The 25853-nt window shown below is 41.7% G+C and carries 22 protein-coding genes; 9 read left to right on the top strand and 13 right to left on the bottom strand.

Annotation, left to right across the window (positions count from 1 at the left end; translation table 11 throughout):
- The first annotated feature begins 86 nt into the window (after positions 1-86).
- Positions 87-482: a DUF3302 domain-containing protein gene (locus Q4557_RS02710; protein ID WP_241900959.1), complete on the top strand. Its 396-nt coding sequence runs from the start codon at positions 87-89 to the stop codon at positions 480-482.
- Positions 483-484: 2 nt separating this feature from the next.
- Positions 485-1630 carry an HlyD family secretion protein gene (locus Q4557_RS02705; RefSeq protein ID WP_102475562.1) on the top strand — a complete coding sequence of 382 codons (1146 nt, stop codon included), beginning with the start codon at positions 485-487 and terminating at the stop codon, positions 1628-1630.
- An 83-nt stretch (positions 1631-1713) separates the two neighbouring features.
- On the opposite strand, the gene Q4557_RS02700 is transcribed toward Q4557_RS02705, so the two are convergent.
- A complete protein-coding gene (locus Q4557_RS02700; protein ID WP_102438834.1) occupies positions 1714-2301 on the bottom strand; it encodes a DUF4136 domain-containing protein in 588 nt (195 codons plus the stop codon).
- 210 nt (positions 2302-2511) lie between these two features.
- On the opposite strand from Q4557_RS02700, the gene Q4557_RS02695 reads away from it, so the two are divergent.
- Complete coding sequence (locus Q4557_RS02695; protein WP_102438832.1) at positions 2512-2820, top strand: DUF1289 domain-containing protein; 309 nt, start codon at positions 2512-2514, stop codon at positions 2818-2820.
- 146 nt (positions 2821-2966) lie between these two features.
- On the opposite strand, the gene Q4557_RS02690 is transcribed toward Q4557_RS02695, so the two are convergent.
- From Q4557_RS02690 to glnD, 7 genes are all read right to left on the bottom strand, one after another.
- Complete coding sequence (locus tag Q4557_RS02690; protein WP_102475561.1) at positions 2967-4253, bottom strand: ATP-binding protein; 1287 nt, start codon at positions 4251-4253, stop codon at positions 2967-2969.
- Between the two features lie 17 nt (positions 4254-4270).
- Complete coding sequence (locus Q4557_RS02685) at positions 4271-4984, bottom strand: winged helix-turn-helix domain-containing protein (protein WP_076541172.1); 714 nt, start codon at positions 4982-4984, stop codon at positions 4271-4273.
- Positions 4984-5403, bottom strand: coding sequence for a DUF3019 domain-containing protein (locus tag Q4557_RS02680; protein WP_076541170.1), 420 nt, complete (start codon positions 5401-5403; stop codon positions 4984-4986). The genes Q4557_RS02685 and Q4557_RS02680 overlap by 1 nt, the downstream gene beginning before the upstream one ends.
- 2 nt (positions 5404-5405) lie before the next feature.
- Complete coding sequence (locus Q4557_RS02675; RefSeq protein ID WP_303410495.1) at positions 5406-6281, bottom strand: MipA/OmpV family protein; 876 nt, start codon at positions 6279-6281, stop codon at positions 5406-5408.
- Positions 6282-6431: 150 nt separating this feature from the next.
- Positions 6432-6719: a hypothetical protein gene (locus tag Q4557_RS02670; protein WP_102475559.1), complete on the bottom strand. Its 288-nt coding sequence runs from the start codon at positions 6717-6719 to the stop codon at positions 6432-6434.
- A gap of 41 nt (positions 6720-6760) precedes the next feature.
- Complete coding sequence (locus Q4557_RS02665; RefSeq protein WP_303410493.1) at positions 6761-7252, bottom strand: YcxB family protein; 492 nt, start codon at positions 7250-7252, stop codon at positions 6761-6763.
- Positions 7253-7284: 32 nt separating this feature from the next.
- Complete coding sequence (glnD, locus tag Q4557_RS02660; protein WP_102438819.1) at positions 7285-9930, bottom strand: [protein-PII] uridylyltransferase; 2646 nt, start codon at positions 9928-9930, stop codon at positions 7285-7287.
- A gap of 139 nt (positions 9931-10069) precedes the next feature.
- Here glnD and Q4557_RS02655 point away from each other — a divergent pair, with 139 nt between their 5' ends.
- From Q4557_RS02655 to Q4557_RS02640, 4 genes are all read left to right on the top strand, one after another.
- A complete protein-coding gene (locus tag Q4557_RS02655) occupies positions 10070-10774 on the top strand; it encodes a 16S rRNA pseudouridine(516) synthase (RefSeq protein WP_102438817.1) in 705 nt (234 codons plus the stop codon).
- A 121-nt stretch (positions 10775-10895) separates the two neighbouring features.
- A complete protein-coding gene (locus tag Q4557_RS02650) occupies positions 10896-11855 on the top strand; it encodes a LysR family transcriptional regulator (protein ID WP_102438815.1) in 960 nt (319 codons plus the stop codon).
- A 368-nt stretch (positions 11856-12223) separates the two neighbouring features.
- Positions 12224-14515 (top strand): OmcA/MtrC family decaheme c-type cytochrome, encoded by a 2292-nt coding sequence (locus Q4557_RS02645; protein WP_303410489.1) that lies wholly within the window; start codon positions 12224-12226, stop codon positions 14513-14515.
- A 498-nt stretch (positions 14516-15013) separates the two neighbouring features.
- Positions 15014-15640: an acetate uptake transporter gene (locus Q4557_RS02640; RefSeq protein ID WP_303410487.1), complete on the top strand. Its 627-nt coding sequence runs from the start codon at positions 15014-15016 to the stop codon at positions 15638-15640.
- A 74-nt stretch (positions 15641-15714) separates the two neighbouring features.
- Here the strand turns inward: Q4557_RS02640 and Q4557_RS02635 are convergent, their stop codons facing one another.
- From Q4557_RS02635 to pepA, 5 genes are all read right to left on the bottom strand, one after another.
- Positions 15715-17241, bottom strand: a complete 1527-nt coding sequence (locus tag Q4557_RS02635; protein WP_102438809.1) for an MFS transporter — start codon at positions 17239-17241, stop codon at positions 15715-15717.
- Positions 17242-17418: 177 nt separating this feature from the next.
- Entirely contained in the window at positions 17419-17754 is a 336-nt protein-coding gene (locus Q4557_RS02630; protein WP_102438807.1) for a PBPRA1643 family SWIM/SEC-C metal-binding motif protein, read from the bottom strand.
- Positions 17755-18143: 389 nt separating this feature from the next.
- Positions 18144-21059 carry a valine--tRNA ligase gene (locus Q4557_RS02625; protein ID WP_102475554.1) on the bottom strand — a complete coding sequence of 972 codons (2916 nt, stop codon included), beginning with the start codon at positions 21057-21059 and terminating at the stop codon, positions 18144-18146.
- Between the two features lie 58 nt (positions 21060-21117).
- A complete protein-coding gene (locus Q4557_RS02620) occupies positions 21118-21570 on the bottom strand; it encodes a DNA polymerase III subunit chi (protein WP_102438803.1) in 453 nt (150 codons plus the stop codon).
- Between the two features lie 313 nt (positions 21571-21883).
- Positions 21884-23392 (bottom strand): leucyl aminopeptidase, encoded by a 1509-nt coding sequence (gene pepA / locus Q4557_RS02615; RefSeq protein ID WP_102438801.1) that lies wholly within the window; start codon positions 23390-23392, stop codon positions 21884-21886.
- Positions 23393-23648: 256 nt separating this feature from the next.
- On the opposite strand from pepA, the gene lptF reads away from it, so the two are divergent.
- Both lptF and lptG read left to right on the top strand, forming a co-directional pair.
- A complete protein-coding gene (gene lptF, locus Q4557_RS02610; protein ID WP_102438799.1) occupies positions 23649-24761 on the top strand; it encodes an LPS export ABC transporter permease LptF in 1113 nt (370 codons plus the stop codon).
- Positions 24758-25816, top strand: coding sequence for an LPS export ABC transporter permease LptG (gene lptG, locus Q4557_RS02605; protein WP_102438797.1), 1059 nt, complete (start codon positions 24758-24760; stop codon positions 25814-25816). The genes lptF and lptG overlap by 4 nt, the downstream gene beginning before the upstream one ends.
- Positions 25817-25853 lie beyond the last annotated feature (37 nt).

Here is a 25853-nt window from a genome sequence, read left to right as displayed (position 1 = left end):
AGCTATTGCCTTGTGTTATCTTGAGGTTGCCAGTTTGTTGATTTTGGTTGTTATTTCTTTTGCTTTGATTGTGATAGGAGTGTCATATGTTTTTGGATTATTTTGCTCTAGGACTGCTGTTTTTTGTAGCATTAGTTATTTTTTACGGTGTTATCGCGATTCATGATATCCCCTATGAAATTGCTAAAAAGCGTAATCACCCACAGCAGGATGCTTTGCATATCGCTGGTTGGGTCAGTTTATTTACCCTACACGCTATTTGGCCATTCTTATGGATTTGGGCAACCTTATACCGCGAAGATAGAGGCTGGGGCTTTAGTGATGGTAAGAAGCGAGAGCTTATGTTGGAAGGTGAAGTGAAAGAATTGTTAGATAAGGTTAATGACCTAAATGAGCGTTTAATCTCTATTGAGTCGCCATCGGAACAAGCAAGTGTCACCGATGCTGTTAAACCTCAACCGCAGCCAGAACAAGGAGCGTAGCGATGGATCTGTTACTGATATTAACCTATACCGCTTTATGTGTGGCGATATTCAAAATTTTTAAAATCCCACTCAACAAATGGACTGTGCCAACGGCGGTGTTAGGCGGAATAGTATTAATTGGTACTTTATTAGTACTGATGAACTATAACCATCCTTATACTAAGTTTGCCCGTGAATATTTCGTTTCAATCCCGATCAATCCTGCAGTAAAAGGCTTAGTGGTTGAAGTCAATGTTAAGCCCAATGTTCCTGTCAAAAAAGGTGAAGTGCTATTTAGAATCGACCCAACCCCTTTCATTGCTGTCGTTAAACAAAAAGAAGCGGCACTGGAAGATGCACTGCAAGCCGTGCCGCAATTAAAAGCCTCATGGGATAGTGCGATTGCCCGCGCAGCGCAAGCAGAGGCTAATCGTGACAGAACCAAATCTGCCTTTGAGCGTTATGATGAAGGTCGCCGTAAAGGTGGTAGAAACTCGCCATTTTCTGAAATTGAGTTAGATAATAAACGCCAATCATATTTAGCAGCAGAAGCTGCTTTTAAATCGGCGTTAGCGGAAGAAATCCGTTTTAGACTGGCATTTGAGTCAAACATCGACGGGGTAAATACTGATGTAGCTGTGGTTAAAGCCGAACTTGATGCCGCTATCTTTAATTTAGAGCAAACCGAAGTGAAAGCGCCAGTTGATGGCATAGTCACTCAAATGGCGTTGCGTCCGGGGGTGATGGCTGTGCCTATTCCGCTGCGACCCACTATGACATTTATACCTGATGAAGACCGCTACTTTGCTGGTGCATTTTGGCAAAATTCATTACTGCGCTTAAAAGAAGGTGATGAAGCGGAAATTATCCTTGATGCTATGCCTGGCCAAGTACATAAAGGTAAAGTCGTTAAGGTATTACCTGCAATGTCAGAAGGTGAGCTGCAATTTGGCGGTGCGCTGCGCTCTTCAAATGAGTTATTTAAGCGTGGCCGGGTGTTAGTATTAATCGAGTTAGCTGACGATGAACTACGCACCAGCTTGCCTGCAGGTGTAGCTGGGCAAGCGGCAATTTATACCGAGCATTTCACTCATGTTTCGATTATTCGTAAAGTGTTATTGCGGATGCAAGGTTGGCTCAATTATCTGTTTGCTGAAGGGCATTAGTGATAATGTGATTATTCTTTTATAAAAAAGTCCGCGATTGCGGACTTTTTATTTTAGCAACTTATAAAGAATAAGATTAATTGTTATTTTACAGCAGCCTGAGGCGGGAACTGAGCCAGAATGGTATTAATGGTTTTGGTCGTTTCAGTGACTTTTTCATTACCACCAGATTCAAAGTCATATTCATCAGTGCCGCGCCAGATGAGTCGGTTATCTTTTAAATCTATAATATCAATTTGAATCACTTGGATTTTAGCGCTGTCACTGCCGATGGGGATTCCCATGCTAGTACCAATCCCAATACCACCATTACTGCCACTAGTACCAGTACCTAGACCAATAGAAAGCCCTGAGCTTTTTGGTTTGTCCTTGGTTAAAAAGGCGTAGCTGACGCCAAAGTCACCAGTTATGTCATTACCAGTGGCTTCACCACTCACGGCTAAATCATTTTCTACTTGCTCGATAAAGTTTTTGGCTAATAAATTGGCACGTATACTGGCTCTGATCCGCTCGGCGCTAAGTTGATCCCCTTGATTTGACACTTCAATAAAATGAAATCGTTTTAACTGACTAAAGTCATATTTGGTATCAAAGTCTGACTTTCCTGTGGTGCTTTGGCAGGCGCTTAATCCTAGTAGAAGTAACATTGTAAATAACGCACGAAATAGCATAAGTGGCTCCGGTTAATCAATGAATCTGTTTGTTATAGGATGTTTTCTTGAGCGAATTAATAATCAGCTTAAATCAAAAGCCTGCAGTAAACCAATCTTACACAGAATTCGTCGCTCAAATAACCAGCGCTGAACATGGCTTTTTGGTTAATTAATGCTAAGTTAGAAGCATAAAACTTCAATTTTGTCGGAGAGAAACGTCAGTTAAATATGGAACAGTTAAGTTTTTTTTCCGTCCCAAGCCCTTGCATAGGTGTGTGTCAAACTGATGCGCGCGGATATTGTAATGGCTGTTTGAGAAATCGAGATGAGCGTTTTAACTGGCTGCATTTTTCTGATGCACAAAAGCATAATATTATTCGCTTATGCCAGCAGCGAAAGCGCCGCCGACAATATGCCAAATTTAAAGCCCATCAAATAGCGATAAAACAGCAGCAAGCTCAGGCTAATCCACAATTTGACTTTGATGAACAAACTGATGATGACAACATTGATTTGGCTGATTTTAGCTTAGATTAGTGATTGCAACCTTGTGGTTTTAGGTAGGCTTTAGCTGTAATTAATATTATTGAGTTTGATGTGGTGGGTCTATTACAGCCTGCGCCGCTAACGGCCAATCTCCATTATTTCTATCGTCAGCTTCAGCGTTAAGCTAACCATTGAGATTAATGTGCGCTTTCTGCAGCTAGTTCGCGTTTACTTTTTGGCCACATTAAAGTGAAACAAGTGTTGTCATCATCACTGGTTAATGTGACATCGCCTTTGTGGCGCAACATGATGCGTTTGATAATGGCTAAGCCTAAACCATGGCCTTTATTGCCTTGGTGCTGTGACTTACTGCGATAAAAAGGCTCAAATAATCTTTCATGATCTTCTTCAGGGATCGCGGGACCATCATTAGATACTGTTAGGAGCAGGTGTTGGTCATCTTCAGACAAAGACACAACAATTTCATTATGGGTGTAGCGTTGGGAGTTAGTAACAAGATTTTGAATCGCACGCTCAATCAGCAGTGGTTCTGCCATCACATATAACTCACTATACATATGCTTAAATTTAATCGGTTTATCGCTTAATGGGGTTAAACGCGTGATCAGTTCTTCTGTAATGGACACTAAGCCGCAGCGCTCTAATGTGGGCTCTTGTTGCACTTCTAAGCTGGCATAGGTCAATAGCTCTTGCAGTAAGGTTTCCATTTCTTTGATATCAATTTGCATGTCATCAAGAAATTGCTGGCGTCGTTGCTCATCGCTATTGGGCAAACAATATTGTGGTAGTAAGGCTAAAGCAAACTTTAACCGTGCTAGCGGGGTTCTAATTTCGTGTGATACGGCATTAGAGAGGTGTTTTTGGTTTTCAATTAAATCACTGATATGCCGCGCCATGTCATTAAAGGTGTTGGCTAACGGTGCGACTTGAGAGCCGGGATTGAGCTCAATACGGGTATCCCATTTGGCTTCACCAAAGTTTTGCGTGGCTTTTTTAAGGGTTTTGAGATCTTTGGATAACGGCCATACCCAAATTAAGGCAACAAAGGCCAGCATCAAATAAAAGAAAATCGTAAAAATGTTACGCAGCAACCCGCGGGGATCGATATCCACTGGGCCGGCCATTAAGACTTGATCACCCACGGCAATAAATTGCAATTCGTGGCTGCTATCTGTGGTGGTAGTGACTATTTCATTGGCCAAGAATTCGACATTGCCACTTAAAGCAATTTCATCTTTTTCAAATAAAGCTAACGGGTAGGGGTGTTGCTTTTGAATGATTTTAAGCTGCGCTAAGCGCTGCTCTTTAGGTTGCAAAGACAATAATAATGCAAAGGCGATTAATGGCGAGTCAATGTTCTCGTATTCATCGACTTGCTGTTGCCAGAGGCTATCTAATGTCCAGCCTATACCTAAAAAGCTTAAGCTAAGTAATAGGTATAGGCTGATGAAGAGTCTTTTCAAAGTCTTCTATGACCTAATTAGTTATTCCACGCTTCAGGCGCGAATAAATAACCTTGTCCCCAAACAGTTTTTATTCTGAATGGTGTTTCGATACTATCTCCAAGCTTTTTACGCAAGCGAGATATGCGCACATCAATTTTTCTGTCTTTACCATCAAAATCGATATTGAGTAAGTATTGGTAGATGTATTGTCGACTTAATACTTGCCCCGCTTGTGACGCCAGTAACCACAATAATTCAAACTCATGGCTAGTTAAATCAACCTCGGTATTGCCTAAGCGAATCGCTTGGGTATGCGGGTCGATGCTTAACTTACCAAAGCTTAAACAATGAGATTCTGGTTTTGGCGGTTGTGCCTGACGGCGTAATAGGTTGTTTATACGTGCCACTAACAAGCTTGGGTCGACAGGTTTGACAACATAATCATCAGCGCCTAATTCTAGGCCTTTGATTTGGTCTTCTGGAGAGCCAAGCGCACTCATTAACAATATAGGGCCTGAGAAGTAGTCAGGTAATTTTTCACACAGGCTTAATCCATCAAGTCCAGGCAGCATAATATCAAGTAGGATGATATCAGGCTTGTAACTAATCAATCGTGTTAAAACGGTATCGCCACGTCGTTCAACTTCAACGTGCATATCGTGTGATTTTAGGTAGTCCACAATTAAGTTGGCAAGACGAATATCATCTTCTACCAACAGAACTCTATGAGTTGATGGGGGGGTTGCCATTAAAATAAACTCCAAGGATTTCGGTAACGTCTGCGAACTTTAGGTTCGGACATTGTGGTGACTTTTAGGATTACGTCCGCCAATTCATTATTATTATTTTTACTCACCAAGACAAAGTGAATGTCTTTATTGGTTTTTACTGAAAATTGCAATGAATGATCATCAGTAGAATCACTACACCAGCGACTCATTGCTTGATAGTTAGATTCAATACAAATGAGTTGGTCAGTTTTCAGTTGCCAATTTAGCTCAATATCCATCTCGCAATGTTTGTTTTGAGCGTCTTTGAGGCATAAATGAGGCGTAGCCGAAAGCTGTGCTTGCGTTTCAAGCGTATCAGCTTTGACGCAGAAAGCACTAAATATCAGTATTAATATACCGAAAAAGTGATAGAGGTTATATTCTTGTTTACTGAACAAGATTAGAACCTATATGCAGCCCCAATGAAGTAGGAGCGAGAGTAATTTTCATTAATAATTGGACTGTCAATAATTTCATCAGCTAACCGGGTGTAACGTGCCGCTAAAAGTAAATCCCAGCGTTGTGAAAGACTATAACGTGTCGTTAGCTCAATCGCTTTATTCCAGCCAGAACCTGGCTGATATTGCGTGTTCCAGTATAGATTTTCAGTTGATCTAATACCATAGTAATAAGCAATAACTTGCGAACTTTTCCAATCAGCTTCTAATGATAAATCAAAGCGGAATTTATCAAGAGCTAAAGAGTACGACCAACTGGCACTGGCTTCTTGTCCATTATGAACATTAAGTAAATCATGGGCTGCGGTGAGTCTTAATATACCTAATTTGCCGTACCAAAAAAATTCCACACCACCATATACAGTGAAGTGTCTGGTTTCAAGCTCATTTAAAACCTCAGGTTGTGATATACCTCTAGATTCTGTGAGATCCGCTGCAGGGAGTTCAACCGTCTCATCAAAGCTACTGGCTTGGGGTAAAAAAATGTTTGATGGGTCCCAGCGATAAAAGAAAGCACGTTCATCGCTATAACTGCTCGCGAGATTAAGGGTAAAACTTTCTTGCTCTACCAGGGTGTAGCCAAAATTGAAGTTGTCAAAAAACCAGCTTTCACCATAATAGGCGACGGAGGGTATGACATAGATAGGTATATCTTTATAGGTACTTACTGGGTTGGTTTTATTGCCCCAGCCCAAAGCTAGACTGACATCCCATTGACCAACCACAATGCAGTCGCCATCAATTTGACAGGTGTCTTCAGCTTGCGCTGGCTTGATACCAGCAATAACAATGGTAAGTATGAGAAATAATCGATACATCTAAGGCTGCTACCTAATCAATAAAACTTCAATAAACATAATGTTAACATTGTTCATTATTTAGCTACACTGATTTTACCTTAATGATACAAACTGATACTGGTGTGATTAATTTACATTAAGCCGTTTTTAACCAAAGGCGTCACGGCGTTAATTTAATTCTTGCTCAACTGGTTCAGTATTTGATTGTTCAATCTCTAGCGGTGCTTGCCTTTGATAGCCCATTTCAATTAACTGAGCATTGATGCAGTCGGTAATAAATTGCTGTTTTTCGATGGCTTCAATTTGTTCTTCAGCGGCCATATTTTCACAGGCCGCCGTTAATGATTTTACGGTATCCTCAGGGGCTGGTATTCCATTGGCATTGGTATCTGTGCTGAAAAAACTGCAGATAACAAGGCTTACGACAATACTTAAACTTAATGATGGTTTAGTCATAATTGTTCCTCTAAGTGTTAACACGTTATGTAAACAGATGCTTAGTTCATTTTTTTGCGAATAAAATCACTGCAAGTGTCATCTAAGCAGCGCTTAGAAACATAATGCTTGGTTAATTGGGTTGTGAGTAAAAAACCTTGGCTTGTTTCTGCAATGCGATAAACATCATCCCAAGCTAAATGATGATCAATATAAGTCGACTTTGAATGAATACCGTTATCGTCAATGGTTAAATTTACTGGGTTATTCGCTGACTTACTTATTAGTTGCCTCATTAACCACCAAGCGCGATTAAACCTAACTTGCAGTGCTTCAACTGCCCCTAAACCAATAAAGAAGTAAGCAACATAGGGGCTTAACTCGGTGATGGTCATTAAAAATCCAGCGACTAAAAATGCCACAGATTTTAAGTAACGCTTTGGACTGGTATTAATGACAACTGACTCATCGAAGGTTTCTTCAAAATGAGATCGATCTAAAATATATTCAACACTATAGCTATAAGTTGTTGTTTTTGTTTCGCTGGTAGACATGTATCGCTCATTGACAACATTAATTGAGATAATTATAAGGTTGAAGTGATCGATTTCACTAATTTTTCCTGTAAATCGGTTTGTTCTTCTTCTGAAAGCTGTGCACCGTATTGGTTGGAAAGGGTAAACACGTTATCAGCTCGCTCACCGACTGTGCTGATGGCTGCAGAATGAATTGTAAGCTCTAGTGCTCTGAATGCACTGGCTATTTGCCCCATAAACTCATGGGTTTCTAGCGCTAAAATATGCACTAAGGTGCGGTTAGCTTTTTTAGAGTGAATAAATTCAATGGTGGGTTTGTTATCAAAACTTTGGGTGTGTCTTAAAGGGCGCTTTTTCGGCGGCATTACATTATTGTCTATCACTTGACGTAGCTTGCTGGTGACTTGTTTGCGGCGCTGAGCACTGAAAATCGGTTTACCGTCAAAGTCGAGTACTTTAAAAGCTTCAACCACGTAACCGTCTTTAGTTTGTGAAATCTGTGCTTGCTTCACTGATATCTTCAAGGTTGATAGGGTATTAAACAGAGAAATAAACAAGCCTGCTCTGTCTTTGGTATACACAAAAACATCACTACAGCCTTTGACATTACTATCATCAACAATAATTAACGATTCAGAATCTGCTTGAGCTTGTTGCTGATGCGAAAGTATTCCTAGGGTGTATTTTGCTATTTCACTGGATTCTGCATTACCGAAAAAGGATAACGGCAGGTTTTTCCATAGTTTTTGAATAGCAGCAGATTGAGCCTGTATTTGGTGTTCATCTGTTAATTGTGAATCGGCATTGATGATATTAAGGGCTTCTTGTTTGTGCTCCCTAACCACGCTGCGCAGTTGCAATACATTTTCAAGACCATTCCTGAGGGCTTTACGGGTGGCAAAGTAGAGGTCGGTTAATAAACTGGCTTTCCAATCATTCCATAGATCATCATTGGTGGCTTGAATATCGGCCACCGTTAAACAATATAAAGCATCAAGTTTAGTGAGGCTGCCCACGGATTTTGCAAAAGCAGTAATGACATCAGGATCTTGAATATCCATACGCTGGGAGGTGATGGACATTAATAGATGTTGTTCCACTAACCAGCTAATTAATTGCTGCTGTGAGTTTTTTAAACCATGGAATTTGGCAAATAATTTGGCATCTACTGCGCCGAGTTCACTGTGATCACCACCACGTCCTTTAGCAAGATCATGAAATAGTGCGGCAAATAAAATGGTTTCTTTGGCTTGGAACCGAGCATAGATATCAGCGGCCAATTTGTGATCGTGACTAATGTCATCATGGGTTAGTGCATATAAGTTTTTTAGCAGTTTATGAGTGTGTTCATCCACAGTATAAGCATGAAATAAATCAAACTGCATCTGGCCAACCACTTCACGCCATTGGGGTAAATATGAGGTAAGGATGCCATGTTGATGCATTAAGGTAATTGCCAGCCCCATGCCTTGTGGGTGCTTGAATAGTTTGACAAACAGTTCACGGCAGACATGAAAGTCTTGTAAATCACCCATTAAACGACGACGTACTTGCCTGATCAATCTTAAGGTCTCAGGGGTAATGCCTTTTACTTGTTGATGGTATTCGGCAATATAATAAAACATCCACATGATCTGCGGTCTATCAATAAACACATCTTGATTTTTTGCATTTATTTGGCCATTTAAGATCTCAAAATTGTCATTGATATCGATACAATTATTGTGTTTCAGTGGCGATATCTCGCGTTGGAAATAAGCCATCAACATCAGGTTTAATTCACGAATACGCTTCATTGCTCTAAACAATTGGCGCATCATTTTTTCAATGGTGATATTACCGCTGTCACCAAATCCCAGTAGGCGAGCGACTTCAGCTTGATGTTGCAATAAAAGTCTATTTTCAGAGCGGTTTGACGCTTGATGCAATGAGAATCGCACTCGCCAAATAAAGTTTTGGCACTCCATTAGTTCTGCGTATTCATCAGCAGTTAAAAAATTAAGACGACGAAGATCTTTAAGATCGTCAATGGAGAAATGTTTGCGAGCTATCCAAGTAATCGTTTGAATATCACGCATGCCGCCAGGGCTATTTTTTAAATTGGGCTCAATATTAAAGGCGGTGCCTTGGGCTTTATGATGCCTGACTTGTTGCTCATTAAACTTGGCTTCAAAAAAGGCTGCGCTACTCCAAATACTTTCGCCATAGAGTTTGCTGATAACTTGGTGTTGATGGTTTTCATGGCCACAAATATTGCGAATTTCAAGTAAAGTGGTGGCGATGGTGACATCTTCTTTACAGGCGACAAAAGTATCATCTAGGCGCCTTACTGCATGGCCTAAATCTAAACCCAAGTCCCATAATTGAGTCAGAAAATCACTGAGTTTATTGGCATCATCGGTGGATAAGTTGTGGTCATGAATAATACAAATATCGATATCAGAAAAAGGGTGTAGAGTTTGCCTGCCGTAGCCACCGACAGCATTGAGAGAGATTTCTTTTGTATCAAAAGTAAACTTTTGCCAAATATGACTGAGAAGTTTATCAAAAAATTGAGCGCGAAATGTCAGGATCTCGGTAATTGGGCTACAACTAATCTGTTGCTCTAGCCAAATATCAAAATCAGTAATGGCTTGTTTTAGCTCTACAATACTCATATTTGGCTGTAAAATCGGATAGACTGGCTGCAAAAACATATCACTCCCTTTTAGATTCGCTCTCAAATAGGGTATGCGATTTAGTTTGCCAACTCAAACTATCCACTAAATTGATTAGTAATAAGTTAATTCTTTTAACTAGTTAAATAAGAATAAATCACTTAAATTGAGCTTATAAATGCAAAGTAAACGAAGTCGTTTAGATCAGTTTTTAGCTAAAAAATTACAGCTACCTAAAAAGGCGGTAAGGCTAATTTTACTGGCTGGGCGGGTCAATGTTGATGGTGAGACTTGTAAAGAGATGGACCATCAAATTAATGAGTTTACCGCTATTATGCTTGATGGTGACTTTATTCAGAACCAGCAAAAACAATACTATATGTTACACAAGCCTGTGGGTGTGGTGAGCGCGACAAAAGATGATATTCATCCCACGGCCTTGTCGCTATTAACTGGCGTCAATATTGAAATGATGCATATTGCTGGTAGGCTTGATTTAAATTCTACTGGCTTACTGTTAATTACCAATGATAGCCAATGGTCGCAAGCTTTGATGTCGCCTGAAACCAAAGTAAACAAACAGTATTTGGTGACGTTAGAAAATCCCATTGATGACTCATATATCAGCGCTTTTAATCAAGGGATGTATTTTGGTTTTGAAGATATCACCACTTTACCGGCGCAACTTGAAATCATCTCAGAGTATCAAGCACGGGTGACGTTACAAGAGGGTAAGTACCATCAAATTAAGCGTATGTTTGGCCGCTTCAGGAATCCGGTGATTGGTTTACATCGTGAGTCGGTGGGCAATATTAACTTGGATAAGCAATTGTTAGTCGGGGAGTTTCGCTCGCTCACTCAAACTGAAATCAATCTTAAGTAAATCTTATAAAACCTTAAAAAAACTTAAATTAATTCTATAAGGTTGGGCTTGATCAAGTTTTACTTGTTACAATTATGTTAGATTAAGCCTAATATTAACAAGGTTATTACTAGGTAATTGCATGGATTTCAAAGCGCTTAAGAAAATCAGCGAATTAGACGTGTTCTGTTTGTTGGTCTTTAAAACTATTTATGAAACAGGCTTTGCTAACCTTGCAGCGAAAGAATTAAACGTTTCAGCTCCTAAAATAAGCCGTTGTTTAACGGCGTTACGGTTAACCTTTGATGATGAGTTATTTTATCGACGTCAACAAGGGTTAAGACCTACCGCGCTAGCAGAGCACCTTTATCAGCCCATATGTAGTTTTTGCGAGTCAGCCTCAAATATTGAACGCATCGTACATGAAGGTAACTGTACTAATTCATCAACCGTGCTCAATATTGCGGTAACTCCCATCATTATGACTTCACTTTCAATGGCGCTTGGCAGCGACGACATAATGGATAAGTTAGGTAAAGTCAGAATGCATATATGGAATGAGCATTCTGAAGAGTTGATCCACCAAGGTGACATTGATTTAGGGATTAACCTTGGCCCAGCCAGCGCCAGCGATTTATTATCTGAAAGCCTCGGTCACAGTGATTCCACTTCGATTGTGGCTAGAACGAATCATCCTATTTGGGGCTATGATGCTATAAGTTTAGATGACATAGCTAACTATCCTTTTTTGCTGCTCGATACCAAGGGGTTTAATGATAAATTAGATTTCTTCCAAATTTACTGCCGTCAATCAGGGATTGAGCCGCTTAATATCAGTCGAGTTAGTTCCATTGAAGAGTGGTTTTGTCACTTGTTGACCATGCGAAGTTTCAGCTTTATAGCCACATCAGAAGCTGCAGTGTTAAATCACTTTAATGCACTACGTGTTGAAAGCTTACCGGAAACCGAAAGAGAAAAATTGCTTGGCCATGGCGCCGCGCCGCAATACCACCTTATTGAAAGAACCTCCTCATACCGTCGCTATTGTGATGACAGCAGAAAGATTATTATTAATTCAGTGCTTAAGTTAATCGCTGCCTAAATCACTTATGTGCTATTTAGCCATTTCCCTGTGCTGGGGGATCTGCCGCTGAATATCATTTTAATGGGCTAGAGAAGCGCTATGGCTGTCGAGTCATTCACCTTGAACTGTGCATTTTTTATGCTTGTTTCCACCATTCTTTTAGCGCAAATCTGTTTCGTTAATAACAATCATTATCAGTATAAAACTCAATAACCTATACAAATTTCATATATCGAAATTGCCAACTTCGATTTGTAAAATTGCAAGATCTAAATCTTTAAATTTCAGTCACATATATGAAACTCTTTTGATACATCTAAAGGGGTATCTTTTATATTAAAGTTACTGCTAAAGCAGATTTAAATACCTATATAGGGGATCCGATAATGAGAACATATAAAAGGTCGATTCTAGCAGCAGCGTTAATCGCTGCTATTGGACTAGCGGGTTGTAGTGATGGAGATGATGGTAAAGATGGTGCCCCAGGAGAACCCGGCGCGCCAGGTACACCAGGAGCACCAGCGGGAAGTGTTGTTGATACAGTAGCATCTGCTGCTGATTTTGTGTTGAGCTTAGCCCCTGCAGATATCGTGGTAGTAGGAGGTGATGATTTTGCTATCAAATTTACGGTAACAGGCAAAACAGCTAAAGGCGAAGATGTGCCCTTTAGTGGCTTAGACAAAGTAGCGCTTTATGTGATGAATCAAGCGGCCAATACCACTGATACTGGCGCGCCACTATTGTGGGAAAGCCATACCCTAACCAATGAATTTGGTTCAAGTATGTATTGTACGCCAACAGGTATGGCAGAAGCCCGCGGCGGCGCAGAAGTTGAAGCTTGTACCTTAGTTGAAGATGAAGCAAACCCAGGCACTTACACAGGTACTTGGGAACATGAAGGCAATGCACCGGTTGTACTTGCAGATGGTGATGCCAATAACTTACATCGCGTTATGGTGCGTAGCTATGATGTTGTAGACAGCACTGGTGAAGGCATTGCAGATAAATTGCTTTCTACTCCGGTTGACTTTATTCCTGCAACGGGTGAGCTAGCGGTATCTGAAAAAGATTCAGTGTCTAACGCCTCTTGTATTAAGTGTCATACTCAAATGGATGGGTATGAAGCTACCGATATCCGCATAGCTAACATTGGTGCCCACCATAATTATCAAAAAGTTGAAAATTGTGTAGCCTGTCATAACCCAGCTTATGCTGGCGGTGAAGACGATCCAGAAAAAGGCTTTAACGCTAATTGGAATGCAATGATTCACACATTACACGCTGGTCATCATATTGACGATCTAGAAGGTGAAGCTGCAGATATGTTTGGCGAAATTGGCTTCCCATCAGAAATAAATCAATGTACCGCATGTCATGATAACGGTATGCAATGGAATGATAATGTTTACGCAGAAGCATGTGTGTCATGTCATACCGATGTAGATTTAGCCACTGGTGAAAACCACCTAGGTATCGTACCTGAAAGTGATGCAGCCTGTTCTGGTTGTCATGGCGCAGGTAGCTTAAGCCCAATGCAAGCACATAATGTTGCAGCGAGAGCGATTGCCACTGATTCAATTGAAATTGCTTTAAATAGTGTGAGTTACACTGAAAGCGCAACAGTTGACATGGATGAAATGGTGATTACATTTGATGTCACTATTGATGGTGTTGCCGTTGAAGATGGTTTCGAGTTCACTAACTTTACTAAATACGATGAAATGAAAACCGGTTGGGTAGACACTGATGGTACTTACTACGGCAGTGCTTCGGTTAATCTAAATGGTGTCGTTGCATCCGCTGGCCAGTTAATGGTGACTCAATTAGGTGAGTTTAATCTAGACGGAAAGAGTATTTCTGTAACGCCACGCTTCTCAGTATGTGCCGATTCAGAAGGTATGCTCATTGAGTGTTTAGATTCAAGCGGCGAAGCGCAATATGATGTTGGTTATGTTGCAGTCACTATGGCGCCAGCTTACTGGAATCTCGCCAATGCTGATGGTAGCGGCGCAACGATATCTCGCTTTAGCGACCCTGCACGGGTAACCGCTGATGAAGCTAAATGTAATACTTGTCATACTTCATTAGGTATCGCTAAGCATTACGGTAACGAACGTTTCGACCAATGTGTAGGTTGTCATAACGACACTTGGGGTGGTTCTTATCATGCGACTGTTGAATATAAAACAGATGCAGTTGATGAAAATGGCGACCCAGTATTTGAAACAATTGAAGGCTTAACCTATAGCAACCGTGACTTATTCACTGTCGCTCACCGTTTCCATTCAGGTCTTTGGGATGATAACCGTGGCTTCCCTGCAATACACTTAAATTCTGATATGGAAACACAAGGTTACCCAGCAGTGGCTACCGAATGTGCAGCTTGTCATAAAGATGATGTGAGTTTATTCGCAGCAGATGGTGGTCTTACTTCAGGTAAACGCGCAATTGCAGTAGATGCTGGTGCAACAATGTTCATTAGCCCAACCGCTGAAGCATGTCGTACTTGTCACGCTCACTCAAGTGCCTCAGCAATGGCTCACTTCAAGAGTAATGGTGCGATAGTTGAGGGCGAGCCATCTTCAACAGCTAATCTACCCGTTGAATCTTGTGCAACTTGTCATGCTGAAGGTAAGACTTACGGTATTGATATAATGCATGCTGGAGGGGCACACTAGTTAGCAATAATAGATGTTTCATCAGCTATGAGATCCCCTGCTTCTCATAGCAAATAAACCACTGGGAGCCTTCGGGCTCCCTTTTTTTATCCTCAGTGTTTGCATTAACCCTTTTATTGATCCCAATGGCGTTATTATTCATTTTTGTGAGTCAGTGCAATTTTTGAACCTGCAAGCCAGCTTTAGTTTGCTATCAAGCTTGGGCTAAGGCATGTTTTTTGTGAGTAACAGCAGTTATCGACCATATTTGAGATCTAGAGAGTCGTTAAGGGGTTAGCACTGCGCTTTAAGTCGTTTTATAAATTAACAAACTGAAAAATAACACTAATTAATGTCATTATTTAGTGCGTCTATCCCTCATAGGGCTTGAGTGCCAGTTTGATCGCCCCCAGCGGTTACTCTATTATGCGCGTCGCTAAGATTAACCAAAGTTAATCTAGTGTGGCGACATCATCGTCACTACTCTTTTTAATTGATCACTTCCTGTAGGGGAACTCAATGTCGACACCGCAAACACATTCATATGCAAACCCAGCACCACTTGGTTTAATGGGATTCGGTATGACCACCATTTTGCTCAACATCCATAATGCGGGTTTTTTCCCAATTGATTCAATGATCCTAGCAATGGGTATTTGTTACGGCGGCATTGGCCAAGTGATTGTCGGCATCATGTGCTTCAAACGTGGCGACACTTTCGGTACCACAGCATTTACGTCTTATGGATTATTTTGGTTAACCTTAGTGGGTCTTTTAGTGATGCCTAAAATGGGTCTTGCAGCAAGCCCTGCTAATTTTATGGGGTGGTACTTAGCGCTTTGGGGCATGTTTACTGGCTTTATGTTTATTGGCTCTATGTGTTACCCGTTAGCCAAGCAAATTGTCTTTGGCTTGCTAACTATTTTATTCTTCTTATTAGCGGCGCGAGATTTCACTGGCAGCGAGCTAATAGGCACTATTGCAGGTTTTGAAGGTATCTTATGTGGCTTAAGCGCCATTTACTTTGCTATGGCACAAGTGCTTAATGCTGAGTTTGGTCGGGTTATTTTACCGGTAGGGAAACCTCGTTTCGTTGCTAGCAAGGCTGAAGTTGCGTCAGTTTCGGCGACGTTGAAAGCGGCATAAAAATATTACCGATATAAAAAAGCTGACACGGCTAAGGTAAGCGTTGTCAGCTTTTTTTGGGGCTTAAATTTACTTTAGCTTTGTTGTAACTTAAACAACCACTTGCCGTAAAGGTAAATCCCTACAGCGGAAATGGTTCCAACTGCAGCAATAATATACCAAGCATTGCCGATACTGTGGGTGTTATACAGCAGCGTTGTTAGCTGCTGTGCAGGCTCACCGGTATAAGTCACTAAGGTTGAAAATGCTTCGCCTTGGGGGATTGCATCAACATCTGTTTGACTCATGCCACGCTCTGCAAGAAGCTGCAGTGAGAAAATCTCTTTTGAGGCATACATCTCATACAGTTTAGGCCCAAAGTAGCCTTCCAGAGTCCAGCCTATCCCTTGAGGTAACATCACAAAGCCTAAGTACATGGCTTTTTTACCTTCAGGGGCAATATTGCCCATAAACTCATTTTTCTTCGGGCTAATCATCATTTCGCCGAATGAGAACATTGCAATAGCCAGTACAATCATCCATGCAGCATTGGTTGCGCCAATGAGCACGAATGCCAAAATACTCAGTAAACAACCACCTAACATGGCAGTGGTAATACGATACTTAGCGGTAAGTGCAGCAACCAAGAAACAACTGGTCATGATCATACCAGCATTGAGGTTGAGCATGCCTTCAGGCATCACCTTAGTACCAGTATTATCTAGGCCTAACCAAAACTGGAAAAAGCCGTTAGAGGTGCCTTCAGGGCCAAATAGAGAGGTGACAATCACGCTGGTATCAACCCATTCAGCAATATGAATAGGTAATACATCAAATAAGGCATTAAATAAGAACCAGAAACCAGCAAATACCAACATGTAATAGATAACAACGGGCTTTTTAAGCTCATGAAGCGCATCACGCCATAATGCTTCTTGTTTAATTTCGCCTGATTTGACTTTGCGGGCCCGCTCAAGTCGCTCTTCTTTACCTGGTTCTTTATAAGCTAGTAAAAATAGGAAGTTAAAAGAGATGATGGCAGCACAAGCGTAAAACACATTATCCCATGATAACTGACGCATATGTACAGCCACTAAAGGCCCAAGGAAGCCACCAATATTGACCACTTGATAGAATATGCCCCACGCCATTGAGGTGTTTTGCCGTCCGGTTGAAAGCACTAAGGTGCCTTGAATACCGGGTTTAAAGATCCCTGTCCCTGCGGCCAATAATATTGCACCAATCAAGAAGCCATAAAAGCTTGGAAACATCGCCATCACCAAGTAACCCATGATCTTGATTACTGTTGAGGCAAAGATGGTTTCTTTGTAGCCTACGCGATCAGATATGCCGCCAGTAAATACTGGAATGAAGGTTTGCATAAATGCCCAAATGGCAATAATGACACCGTAATCACTAAGGCTAATACCCAGCCCGCCTTCCGAGGTTGGTGTTTTAGCATATAAACCGGCACTGGCTTTTACCCCATAGTAGGCAATACGTTCCACCAGCTCCATGCCGCCGACAATCCAAAATATATAACTTAAGCTGGCAATAGATGCCCACATGCCCAGCTGTTTCACTTCTCTTAGGTCGTTGCCTGAGTGTGAACTTTCACTCATAAATCACCCTTATGATTATTATTATTAACAATAGGTCAGCAGACACTTTACCTAAATTAACCAAATTTACCAAAGTTACTGAGCAGGAATGTGATAATTGCGTTTCGGAGGGGGATTTTTTATACAAAAAAGCGAGCTAATCGCTCGCTTTAATTAATCTGATGTCACTTAAAGGACTTAGCCACAGCACTTTTTATATTTCTTACCGCTACCACAAGTACAAGGGTCATTACGGTTAATTTTGGCTTCTGCGGTGACTGCCGTTGGCTTGTTTAAAATACCCAGAAGTTCAAATATATCTTCAGCGACGTCACTGTTAACAGTAATAGTTGCGACTAGTTTGCTCTCTGCAACTAATGCTTCAACTTCAAGCTTACGCTTATCAGTTTGAACTGATAACTGTAAAGGAAGCGCTGCAGTGCCAGGTTTAGCTTGGCGTTTGGTGTTGTAACCACTTTCGCCATAGGCAGGTTTTGGCGTTTGACGGCCTTTGAAAAAGAATTTATCTGACATGTGTTGTGCCTGCCTATCGTTTTAAATGTCGAGTATTTGAACCAAGGTGGTAAACCAAGGCATTTGAAGCTAACTTAAGGTTGATAAGTGATTATAAGCTAAAGCTTCAAGACTCTTAAAATGGATGAAAAATATCTAGAGGCGAAGCTTATACAGTATCTAAGCCATTTTGACCATTTTTTTAGGTATTATTTGCCTGAATAAGCCGCCAGTGGCGTTGTAATTAACTTAATGGAGATAAGTTTTTACAATCTATTGTAACTGCTCAACAATCATACTTTTCATCGCTTGGGTTAATTTTAGCCATTAAAAAAGGCTATCAAATACCTTGATAGCCTTTTTAGTTTGGGTTTATTTAGCGAGATGGCAAATAAACCAAGCTTTGTTACTTAGCCTTCTAGCTTAGCAAGTTCTGCTTTTTGCTCTGCAAGCTTATCCATATCACGTTGATATTCAGCTTGCTTAGCACGTTCTTTTTCAATCACGGCGGCAGGGGCTTTAGCCACAAAGCCTTGGTTAGATAACTTGCCTTCAATGCGCTTGAACTCGCCAGCTGCTTTTTCAAGTAGCTTGTCGATACGGGCTACTTCTTTAGCCACATCAATCAACCCTGCCATTGGGATTAATAGCTCCATGTCACCGACAAGTTGGGTAGTCGACATTGGGGCAGTTTCACCATCAGCAAGAATTGTCATAGACTCAAGCTTAGCTAGTGTCTTGAAGAAAGTTTGATTAGCCTCTAAACGTGCCTTATCTTGCTCACTCACGCCGCGAAGTAGGGCGTTAAGTGGCTTAGATGGGGCAATGTTTAGTTCAGCGCGAATGTTACGCACAGCAGTAATGACTTGCTTAACCCACTCAAGATCTTCCATTGCCTGCGCGTCTACCTTAGTTGCGTCATACTCAGGGAATTGCGCAATCATTAAGGTATCACCTTCAACACCTGCTAGCGGCTTAACGCGCTGCCAGATAGTTTCAGTGAGGTAAGGCATCATTGGGTGCATTAGGCGCTGCATTTGCTCAAGTACATTAACCAGCGTATGACGTGTGCCACGCAGTTGTGCATCGGTGCCGTTTTGCATTACCGGCTTAGTGAGCTCTAGGTACCAGTCACAGAATTGGTTCCAGGTGAACTCATAAATAGTATTAGCCGCTAAGTCGAAACGGTAATTGGCCATGTGCTCATCGTAGGTTTTAACGGTTTCGTTAAACAGACCGATAATCCAGCGATCAGCTAGCGACAATTCCATTGCTCCTGGCTTGCCATCAACCAAGATTTGGCCGCAATCTAATGCTTCGCCGATAGCATCGTCTGCTGCATCTTCAGTTTGCACTTCAGTGTTCATCAACACGTAACGTGATGCGTTCCAGATCTTGTTACAGAAGCTGCGGTAACCATCAAGGCGTTTCATGTCCCAGTTAATGTCACGACCGGTTGATGCCATTGAAGCTAAAGTAAAGCGCAGTGCATCGGTGCCATGTGCTTCAATACCTTCACTGAATTCTTTACGAGTGCTTTTTTCAATTTTAGCGGCCATTTTGGGCTGCATCATATTGCCGGTACGTTTTTCAACAAGTGATTCAAGATCGATACCGTCAATCATGTCTAAAGGATCTAATACGTTACCTTTAGATTTGGACATCTTATTACCGGCTTCATCACGGATAAGTCCAGTGACATATACCGTTTTGAAAGGCACTTGCGGCTTGCCGTTTTCATCTTTGATGAAATGCATGGTCATCATGATCATGCGCGCCACCCAGAAGAAGATAATATCAAAACCAGTGACCAACACGTCAGTTGGGTGGAAAGCTTTCAATTCTTCAGTATTTTTTGGCCAGCCAAGTGTTGAGAATGTCCATAACGCTGAGCTGAACCAGGTATCTAATACATCGTTATCTTGACGTAAAACAACCGAGTCATCTAGCTTATGTTTAGTGCGAACTTCAGTTTCGTCACGACCCACATAGACTTTGCCACTTTCGTCATACCAAGCTGGGATACGATGTCCCCACCAAAGTTGACGTGAGATACACCAATCTTGAATGTCGCGCATCCAAGAGTTGTACATGTTCTCGTATTGCTGTGGCACAAACTTGATGTCGCCGTTATCAACCGCTTCCATGGCTGTTTTAGCCATAGGCGCAACTGACACATACCATTGGTCGGTAAGTAGTGGCTCAATAACCACGCCAGAGCGGTCGCCGTATGGCACTTTTAATCCGTGAGGATCAATTTTGCCTAATAAACCTAAGGTGTCGAACTCTTCAACAATGGCTTTACGTGCAGCAAAGCGCTCAAGACCGGCATAACGCTCAGGTAAGCTGTTATCTAATTCGGTGTTTGCGGTGCCATCAGTATTTACCACTTCTGCAGCGCTACGAATGTCAGCATTGATGGTTAAGATGTTGAACATAGGTAGGGCGTGACGCTTACCGACTTCATAATCGTTAAAGTCATGAGCTGGAGTGATTTTCACACAGCCGGTACCAAACTCCATGTCAACATAGTCATCTGCCACAACAGGAATACGACGGTTAACGATTGGCAGAAGAATGAACTTACCAATAAGTGATTGATAACGCTCATCATCTGGATGAACCGCAACGGCGCTGTCACCTAACATGGTTTCTGGACGCGTGGTGGCCACTTCTAAGTAGTCTTTACCGTCGGCTGTCAATGCGCCATCAGCTAACGGGTAGCGGAAATGCCACATGCTACCTTGCTTTTCTTTGTTTTCTACTTCGAGATCTGAAATAGCAGTGTGCAGTTTTGGATCCCAGTTGACTAAGCGTTTACCACGATAAATCAACTCGTCATCATATAAGCGTACAAATACTTCTTGTACGGCTTCAGACATACCTTCGTCCATTGTGAAACGTTCACGATCCCAATCAACAGAAGCGCCTAAACGACGTAGCTGTTTGGTGATGGTGCCACCTGATTCATTTTTCCAATCCCAGATGCGCTCGATAAAGTTATCACGGCCTAGGTCGTGACGACCTAAACCTTCTTCTGCAAAGACTTTACGCTCAACCAGCATTTGGGTTGCAATGCCTGCGTGATCGGTACCCACTTGCCAAAGGGTGTTTTTGCCCTTCATGCGCTGGTAGCGAGTCAACGTATCCATGATGGTGTCTTGGAATGCATGACCCATGTGCAAACTACCCGTCACATTTGGTGGCGGGATCATGATGCAATAGTTACCTTTTGACTCATCGCCATGTGGTTTGAAGTAGCCTTGCTCTTCCCAATTTTGGTATAGAGATTGCTCAATTGACTGCGGATTATATGTTTTTTCCATGGGATTTTTGTTTTCTCAATCTAAATTAATAGTTGGTATTGTTAACGAATCAACTGACTTAAACGCCAGTGAACTCAGTGGTAGTAAGCTCAATGCCCAATTGCTTGTATTCACGGTAGCGAATACGGGCAATCTGTTTAAGCGCATCATCATTAGCAACAAAATCGATAATATGCGGAAAGTTAACCGCAAATGCTGGCACTTGGTCTGCAAGGTTTATCAGTAATTGGCGACTTTTATTGGCGCCTAATTTATCAAAACCAATCTCGACAGGTGAACCTGTTATCGGTCCTTCCCCTTTTAAATTGTGGGGAACAAATGCTGTTGGCTCAAATTGCCATAATAATTCATCAATGGCATAGGCTTGTTGCTTATTCTGACAGTGAATATAAACAAGCTGCTGCTGGCGATAATGCCGTTCTGCAATCTGACATGCTGCAAGGTATACGCTTTCAAGCGCACTGGCTTGGGTATTGATTGCTGGCATTAAGTAAAACAGAGTCTTTGACATTATTTTAAATTTTGATGAAGTAAAGGCGAATTTTACACTAAAAGCATCGATTGGGGCTAGGGTGCAGGAGAGTTAATTTTGCTTAATTGAATAGAAATCTGCTGAAATTTTAGCAATCCTTGTGTTCGCATTTATTTGTCAGGCTTATCGGTTTGCTTGCTACTCAAAGGGAGCTGTTTTTGCGGTTTTAAAATATGTAAACCTTCGAACAAGAGGGATAAAAAAGGCGAAGTAACTACTTCGCCTTTTATTAGGTTACTGCCTGTTATTTACAGTAAACTATTAGCAACAAACTATTTGCAACAAAAGTCAATTACTCGCCTTGCTCAACTCCTGCGCGGTTCAATAAGAACTGGCTTAATATTGGTACTGGACGACCTGTAGAGCCTTTATTAGCGCCACTGTTCCAAGCTGTACCGGCAACATCAAGATGTGCCCAGTTATATTTTTTAGCAAAGCGCGCTAAGAAACAAGCTGCAGTGATTGACCCTGCTGGACGACCACCTAGGTTAGTCATATCAGCAAACGGGCTTTCAAGCATTTCTTGATACTCATCCCAAATCGGCATGCGCCATGCGCGATCACCTGATTGCTCACCGGCATTGAGTATTTCATGGGCAAGTGGATTATGAGATGAGAATAAACCTGAAGCATGTTTGCCCAGAGCAATGACACAAGCACCAGTTAATGTGGCAGTATCAATCACTAATTCTGGGTCAAAACGCTCAACATAAGTCAGCACGTCACATAATACTAAGCGGCCTTCGGCATCAGTATTAAGCACTTCAACAGTTTGACCTGACATAGTGGTTAAGATGTCACCAGGGCGATAAGCATTACCCGCAACCATGTTTTCACAACCTGCAAGTATACCGATAACGTTAATTGGCAGCTTCATTTCACATAAGGCTTTCATGGCGCCAATAACACCGGCAGCGCCGCCCATGTCGTATTTCATCTCATCCATGGCCTCGCCCGGCTTTAATGAAATACCACCAGAATCGAAGGTAAGGCCTTTACCAACAAGGACGATTGGCTTTTGAGTCTCATCAACTGCGCCCTTATATTCCATTACTGTCATGATAGATTCATTGGCACTAGCACGCCCTACAGCAAGGTATGAATGCATACCGAGTTTTGCCATTTGCTCTTCGCCCACAGTTGAAACCGTAAGGCTGTCATGAACTTCAGCAATTTGACGTGCTTGAGAGGCTAAGTATGCAGGGTTACAAATGTTTGGCGGCATGTTGGCAACATCACGGCATAAGTGCATACCTGATGATACTGCCATTCCATGGTCGATAGCGCGTTCACCAAGAGTTAACTCGCGACGAGTCGGGACATTGAATACCATTTTACGTAACGGACGACGGGTTTCGCCTTTACGGGTTTTCAGAGCATCAAAGCTATATAAACTGTTATAAGTGGTTTCAACTGCTTGGCGTACTTTCCAATAAGTATCGCGGCCTTTAACGTGTAATTCAGTTAAGAAGCAAACTGCTTCCATTGAACCCGTTTCATTTAAGGTATTGATAGTCTTTGTGATAATTTGTTTGTATTGGCGCTCATCAAGTTCACGCTCTTTGCCACAACCGACTAACAAAACACGCTCACTGAGCACATTGGGAACATGATGCAATAATAACATCTGTCCAGGTTTGCCTTCTAAATCACCGCGTCGAAGCAAGTTACTGATGTAACCTTCACTGATTTTATCCAACTGCTCTGCGATACCTGACAAACGACGTGGTTCGTATACACCGACAACGATACAAGCTGAACGTTGTTTCTCGGGGCTGCCGCTCTTTACGCTAAACTCCATGAGCACTCCTAGATTATTAAAGACAAATTTTTATATTTATTAGATAATGTTTTAATTCGGCCTGTTAGGCCATATTTACAAACCTTTAAGGAAATAAATCCTTGGTAATTTTCTGCTATATCAGCTAAATGAATTACACTTAAAGAAGCTCACGCGCTGGTCAGAAAACTATCAATAACTGCTAAAAGCAGACATTTAATAGTGAAGTTACTCTGATACCAGCAAAAAGACAAGTTTTAGACTGTGGATCCTACCTGTGATTGTATTTAGATACTTGATCGTTGAAGTTTTAAAAGCCCAATTTGCGATACTTTTGGTGCTGTTAACTATTTTTATTAGCCAGCAATTTGTGCGAGTACTGGGAGATGCCTCTGATGGTGATTTCCCTGCGTCTTTAGTGCTGACGTTATTGGGGCTAAATTTACCGCAATTAACCGTTTTGGTGTTGCCGCTGAGCTTTTTCTTAGGGATATTGCTCGCCCATGGGCGAATGTATGCCGAAAATGAAATGGTGGTGCTTCATGGCGTCGGGATCAGTGAGTGGTATGTCACCCGTGTGACCTTGCTTTTGGCGGTAGCAAATTTAGTGTTTACTGGTATTTTATCGGTTTATGTAGGTCCATGGGCGGAAGAAAGACAAAATCAAGTGCTAGAACAGGCACAGTCAGAAGCCGGTTTAGCAGCAATTACCCAAGGCCGCTTTCAAGCTAGCCCTAATGGCCGAGCTGTGTTGTTTGTTGAAAAAATCACTAAATCTAACGAATTACAAAAAGTGTTTGTGGCTCAGTTACCTGATCCTGAAGACGAAAAAGGCTTAACTAATATTGTGGTTTCAGAAAATGGCCGCGTAGTGGAAGATAAGTTTGGTAGCCAGCAATTACAACTTGATAATGGTACCCGTTATCAAGGTAGCCCGAATAATCTTGACTATCAAATGATTGAGTTTGGTGGTTATAAGATGGAAATTAAAGAGCAAGAAGTGGATGAACGTCGTCGTAAGCTTTCAGCTTTACCGGTTGATCAGTTACTTGCTACGCCAGGCCCTGAAGCAGCAGCAGAATTCCATTGGCGTTTAGCGCTGCCTTTAGCGATTCCACTCATGACCTTAATTGCAGTGCCACTGGCTCGGGTGAATGTAAGGCAAGGTAAGTTTGCCAAAATGTTCCCAGCGATTTTACTTTATTTAGGCTATTTCGGCTTAATGGTTGCCGGCCGTAAAGCGCTTGAGGATGAAGTCATCCCACAAGTATTAGGCATGTGGTGGATCCATGGCTCAGCATTTATTATCGGTATACTCTTACTGGGTAAAGAGCGTCCAAGTGGTGCTAAGTTACTGCAATTACTTAAACGTAAGAAGGTGGCAGTATGAAGATACTCGATCTCTATATTGCCCGAGTGATTATTGGCACATCGGCGTTATGTTTACTTATTTTAACTGGCTTGTCGGGCATCATTAAGTGGGTTGATCAGCTACGTGTAGTTGGCCGCGGTGCTTACACTATGTTTGATGCGATTATCTATGTTATTTACTTAATCCCCCGTGATATTGAGTTGTTTTTCCCCATTGCAGTATTACTTGGGGCGCTGATTGGTATGGGAATGTTGGCATCGAACTCTGAATTAGTAGTAATGCAGGCGTCCGGTATGTCTCGGTTGCAAATTACGATTTCAGCGATGAAAACTGCCATACCATTGATGATCATTGTAATGGCCTTAGGCGAGTGGGGTGCACCTGTTGCAGAAAGAACGGCCAAAGAGCTACAAGCAACCAAAGTTTCTGGTGGTAGCCTGATCAAATCTCATCGAGGCGTGTGGGCAAGAGACGGTGACTTATTTGTCAATATTGGTGAAGTTGAAACCATAAACACCTTAAATAAAGTGACCTTTTATAAGTTTAATGATCAGTTAGAGTTAACCACCATGACTCAGGCTCAAAGCGCTAAATTTTCTAATGATGTATGGCGCTTATTTGATGTTAAAAATACCATAGTTACTGATAACAAGATTAGCTTCGAATACCAAGAAGAGCGAATTTGGAACTCTACCTTAACCCCTGATAAATTAAGTGTGGTGTCAGTAAAACCTGAAGCGTTAAGCATTCAAGGTCTAGTGGGTTATTTAGATTACCTTGAAGCTAATCAGCAAGATCCGAGTCGTTATGAGCTGGCTTTGTGGCGTAAAATTATGCAGCCAATTACTGTAGCAGTGATGATTTTAGTGGCACTGTCATTTGTATTTGGCCCCTTAAGAACCGTGACAATGGGCGCAAGAGTCTTGCTTGGCGTGGTCGCTGGCTTTAGCTTTTATATTTGTAGTGAGATATTTGGCCCTATGAGTATTGTTTATGGCTTACCCGCCTATATAGGTGCAGGTATGCCACCACTACTCTTTAGTATTGGCGCGTTATATTTCATCAGAAAATAGCCTTTGCCTGATAGGGCGCTTGCTTCTGGCAAGTCTG

Origin of the sequence: Shewanella sp. 5_MG-2023 (assembly GCF_030547465.1) — a bacterium.
Taxonomy (GTDB): Bacteria; Pseudomonadota; Gammaproteobacteria; order Enterobacterales; family Shewanellaceae; genus Shewanella.
This window is presented reverse-complemented; position numbering and strand designations above follow the sequence as displayed.

Bases quoted from the DNA above. Each gene is read 5' to 3' on its own strand.
- pepA (WP_102438801.1), bottom strand. From the start codon at position 23,392: ATGGAGTTTAGCGTAAAGAGCGGCAGCCCCGAGAAACAACGTTCAGCT.
- Q4557_RS02685 (WP_076541172.1), bottom strand. From the start codon at position 4,984: ATGGCAACCCCCCCATCAACTCATAGAGTTCTGTTGGTAGAAGATGAT.
- Q4557_RS02640 (WP_303410487.1), top strand. From the start codon at position 15,014: ATGTCGACACCGCAAACACATTCATATGCAAACCCAGCACCACTTGGT.
- Q4557_RS02695 (WP_102438832.1), top strand. From the start codon at position 2,512: ATGGAACAGTTAAGTTTTTTTTCCGTCCCAAGCCCTTGCATAGGTGTG.
- glnD (WP_102438819.1), bottom strand. From the start codon at position 9,930: ATGTTTTTGCAGCCAGTCTATCCGATTTTACAGCCAAATATGAGTATT.
- Q4557_RS02670 (WP_102475559.1), bottom strand. From the start codon at position 6,719: ATGACTAAACCATCATTAAGTTTAAGTATTGTCGTAAGCCTTGTTATC.
- Q4557_RS02620 (WP_102438803.1), bottom strand. From the start codon at position 21,570: ATGTCAAAGACTCTGTTTTACTTAATGCCAGCAATCAATACCCAAGCC.
- Q4557_RS02710 (WP_241900959.1), top strand. From the start codon at position 87: ATGTTTTTGGATTATTTTGCTCTAGGACTGCTGTTTTTTGTAGCATTA.
- Q4557_RS02655 (WP_102438817.1), top strand. From the start codon at position 10,070: ATGCAAAGTAAACGAAGTCGTTTAGATCAGTTTTTAGCTAAAAAATTA.
- Q4557_RS02705 (WP_102475562.1), top strand. From the start codon at position 485: ATGGATCTGTTACTGATATTAACCTATACCGCTTTATGTGTGGCGATA.
- Q4557_RS02675 (WP_303410495.1), bottom strand. From the start codon at position 6,281: ATGTATCGATTATTTCTCATACTTACCATTGTTATTGCTGGTATCAAG.
- Q4557_RS02635 (WP_102438809.1), bottom strand. From the start codon at position 17,241: ATGAGTGAAAGTTCACACTCAGGCAACGACCTAAGAGAAGTGAAACAG.
- lptG (WP_102438797.1), top strand. From the start codon at position 24,758: ATGAAGATACTCGATCTCTATATTGCCCGAGTGATTATTGGCACATCG.
- Q4557_RS02700 (WP_102438834.1), bottom strand. From the start codon at position 2,301: ATGCTATTTCGTGCGTTATTTACAATGTTACTTCTACTAGGATTAAGC.
- Q4557_RS02665 (WP_303410493.1), bottom strand. From the start codon at position 7,252: ATGTCTACCAGCGAAACAAAAACAACAACTTATAGCTATAGTGTTGAA.
- Q4557_RS02625 (WP_102475554.1), bottom strand. From the start codon at position 21,059: ATGGAAAAAACATATAATCCGCAGTCAATTGAGCAATCTCTATACCAA.
- Q4557_RS02650 (WP_102438815.1), top strand. From the start codon at position 10,896: ATGGATTTCAAAGCGCTTAAGAAAATCAGCGAATTAGACGTGTTCTGT.
- Q4557_RS02645 (WP_303410489.1), top strand. From the start codon at position 12,224: ATGAGAACATATAAAAGGTCGATTCTAGCAGCAGCGTTAATCGCTGCT.
- Q4557_RS02630 (WP_102438807.1), bottom strand. From the start codon at position 17,754: ATGTCAGATAAATTCTTTTTCAAAGGCCGTCAAACGCCAAAACCTGCC.